4 protein-coding genes and 1 pseudogene are annotated in these 3,161 nt (G+C 62.4%); 2 read left to right on the top strand and 3 right to left on the bottom strand.

The window, feature by feature from the left end; genetic code table 11:
• A pseudogene (locus ACE3S9_RS17340) lies at window positions 1-452 on the bottom strand (hypothetical protein); the annotation flags it as partial.
• 186 nt (window positions 453-638) lie between these two features.
• On the opposite strand from ACE3S9_RS17340, the gene recO reads away from it, so the two are divergent.
• Window positions 639-1,349, top strand: a complete 711-nt coding sequence (gene recO / locus ACE3S9_RS17335) for a DNA repair protein RecO (protein WP_374547734.1) — start codon at window positions 639-641, stop codon at window positions 1,347-1,349.
• Window positions 1,350-1,385: 36 nt separating this feature from the next.
• On the opposite strand, the gene ACE3S9_RS17330 is transcribed toward recO, so the two are convergent.
• Window positions 1,386-2,168, bottom strand: a complete 783-nt coding sequence (locus ACE3S9_RS17330) for an NYN domain-containing protein (protein ID WP_374547733.1) — start codon at window positions 2,166-2,168, stop codon at window positions 1,386-1,388.
• A 234-nt stretch (window positions 2,169-2,402) separates the two neighbouring features.
• Window positions 2,403-2,660 (bottom strand): hypothetical protein, encoded by a 258-nt coding sequence (locus tag ACE3S9_RS17325; RefSeq protein ID WP_374547732.1) that lies wholly within the window; start codon window positions 2,658-2,660, stop codon window positions 2,403-2,405.
• Window positions 2,661-2,895: 235 nt separating this feature from the next.
• Here ACE3S9_RS17325 and ACE3S9_RS17320 point away from each other — a divergent pair.
• Window positions 2,896-3,161: DNA gyrase subunit A (locus ACE3S9_RS17320; protein ID WP_374547731.1), on the top strand; the 266-nt coding region annotated here is incomplete at its 3' end.

Here is a 3,161-nt window from a genome sequence, read left to right as displayed (position 1 = left end):
GGCCGCGACAGCACGGCATGGACATAGGCGATCCAGTCGAAGCCGAGCGAAAGGTCGACCGCGCGCAGCAGCGCGTCTTGCTCCGGCAGTCCGGTGGCGTGCGCCATATAGGACAAGACATAAATGAAGGCGGAGATATGCGGCCCGATGGCGAGCGTCGCCAGACAGGCCGAAATGCGGCGCTGGCCGTAATAGGCGGAACAGACGGCGGCGACGACGAGCAGGCCCGTATACCATACCGCCTGGTCCTGGAAGGCGAAAGTGAAGGAGGGCTCGATTCCGACGATCCATCCGATCGCCCCGGCGAGCAGGGCCGTCGCGCCGCCCAGAGTCAGAATCACGCGAAGATAATAAAGGTCCTGCGCCGGATAGGGCGTCGGCGTCCGACGCAAGGCGCGGAGATGCGAGGCGAAATTGCCAATTGCAAACTGGGAGATATTCGGCGCAATCATCCGGAAACTCGAAAATAGGATAGCGGATCGCCACGCGGCAAACTAATCGGGCGCGCTTACCGAACGGTTTCGGAACAGCGTTAGAATGCGGTAATGGCCGTAAACTTCGCGGCGAGCGCGCAGCGCCGCCGCCGGCCCTGCCGGACGCGAGAACAGGGCGCCGCCGACAGAGGAAACGTTCAAACGATGGAATGGTCGGAGCGCGGCCTGATCCTCGGCCTCAAGAAACATGGCGAATCCAGCGTCATCCTCGAACTGATGACGCGCGCCCATGGCCGGCATCTCGGGGTCGTGCGCGGGGGGCGGTCGCGGACCATGCAGCCGGTGCTGCAACCCGGCAATGAGGTCGAGGCGGTCTGGCGCGCGCGGCTGGAGGAGCATCTCGGGCTCTATGCGATCGAGGCGGCCGCCTTGCGCACCGATCTCCTCCTCTCCAGCGCGCAGGGCCTGCATGGCGTCAACTGGATGGGCGCGCTACTGCGCCTGCTGCCCGAGCGCGATCCCCATCCGGGTCTTTACGACCGCGCGCAGGTTCTGCTCGAACATCTGGCGACGCCTCTCGCGCCGGCGCTGTTCGTCCATTTCGAGCTGGCGCTCCTGACGGAGCTCGGATTCGGCCTTGATCTCGACCAATGCGCGGCGACCGGGACGCGCGACGATCTGGTCTATGTCTCGCCGAAATCGGGCCGCGCGGTTTGCGCCGAGGCCGGCGCGCCCTGGGCGGAAAAGCTGCTGCCGCTGCCCGCCTTTCTCCGCGCGACGGCCGGCGCCGCGGTCGAGCGCGAACAGGTTCGCGCCGGCCTGAAGCTGACGGAATTTTTCCTCTCCCGCGACGTTTTCGCGCCGCGCGGCCTGAGGCCGCCCGATTCGCGCGCGGCTTTCATCGCGACGTTCTGACCGGAGCTTCGCGCGGGCCGCTGGCCGTTTGCGACATCATTTGGCGCGGACATACAGGTTCCCGGACGAGCGTCCGGGCTGCAGTCGTTCCTGGACGTCGAAGAGCTCCGGATTCTCGTTCACGAGGTGGGACAGCTTCGGGTAGCCATAGTCTTTGTGCGCAAAATTCAGCTGTTTCAGCTTTTGACCGAATAACCCCAGATGCACCCAGCGCTCGCGGTCGGGGGACGATTGTGCGAGGGCCTCTTGCATGAGGTTGGAAGGGATTTCCCGAGCATCTTTCGCGGGTGGCGCGGGCTTTTTTGGCGTGGGAGCGGCACCTAAGCTGCAGTCCGTCCTCTCTGCGACCGGAGCCGGTTTTTCGGCCAGAATGAACCGGTGACACGCATTTCTGAAGGCCTCCGGCGCTTTCTCCGCGCCAAAGCCGAAGACCGTCAGCCCTTCCTCGCGAATCCGCATCGCGAGCCCGGTGAAATCGCTGTCGCTGCTGACAAGGCAGAAGCCATCGAATTTCCGCGTATGGAGAAGGTCCATCGCATCGATGACGAGGGCGATATCCGTGGCGTTCTTCCCGGTCGTGTAGGCGAATTGCTGCACCGGCTTGAGCTCGCCTTTCTGGATCGTCTTGGCCCACGACGAATTGTTGGACAACGTGAAATCCCCGTAAATCCGCTTCACAATGGCGTCGCCCAGACGCGCGACCTCGGCGAGGACGCCTTCAATGGTGGAAGGCTGCACGTTGTCGGCGTCGATCAGCACAGCCAGCCGGGGCGTAAGCGTTCCAGAGCCGAATTCGCCGCTTGGCCTGATTATCGTCATTTCGAATTCCGTCCGTGAAAATATGATCGGGGCAGAATTGATCTGGGAGTGATTGCGGGCCTGAAGCGTAAAAAAATGGTGTGATATCCGCGTGTTGCATGGCGAATTTCCGCGTCTTGATTAACGCCGGCGCTTGGCCGCAAATGAAAAAACCGCGCCGAAGCGCGGTTCAATCGGAATTCTGGCGAAAGGAACGGGCGGAATGCCCTCGATCGCTTCGATGCCGAGCCGGCCTCACTGGCAGACGCGACGGATTTCCTTGTGCGAGACGCCGTAGCCTTCATCGGCTTCGACTTCGCGGTCTTCACAATGACGGTCCTTGCCGGCGTCGGCGTCCGCCTGGACGGACATGGCTGCGACGGCCTGCGCGCCGCCCTCCGCCATCACCTGGCCCACGGGCGACAGGTAAGCGATGGTGGAAATGGCGAACAGGCCAAGTAAAAGAAATACAGGCATCAAACGTTTAGACGATTTCATGACTGCCTCAGTCATCGATCCCGACGCCAAAACCCGCCGCAAGACGAAGAATCTTGCCGCATTACCGCATTCAGCCGCCGGGAATGGAACAGTTCAGTGGGAGAAAGATTCCGCAAGTGCGAAAGATCCCGGCCGTTCTATACCCGTGGGCGCCCCCAGACTAGTGCGGAAAGGACACATTTTTCGTTAAAATGGGGAGCGTACAAACAGGGAACTTGAACGGTTCCGCGGCCTGATTTATGGCTTCCTGATGGCCAAGCCCCACGTTCCGCCTCCGGGCGAAAACAATCTGCCGATCAATCTGCGCGACGCGCTGGAAGAGCGCTATCTCGCTTATGCGCTCTCGACCATCATGGGCCGCGCGCTGCCGGACGCGCGCGACGGGCTGAAGCCGGTCCATCGCCGCATTCTCTATGGCATGCACATCCTGCGGCTCGATCCCGGCGCCCCGTTCAAGAAATGCGCGAAAATCGTCGGCGACGTGATGGGCTCGTTCCATCCACACGGCGACCAGGC

This window comes from Rhodoblastus sp. (genome assembly GCF_041915505.1).
GTDB lineage: Bacteria > Pseudomonadota > Alphaproteobacteria > Rhizobiales > Beijerinckiaceae > Rhodoblastus.
Note: the sequence above shows the minus strand (reverse complement) of the source record. Positions and strands in the feature narration are given on the sequence as shown.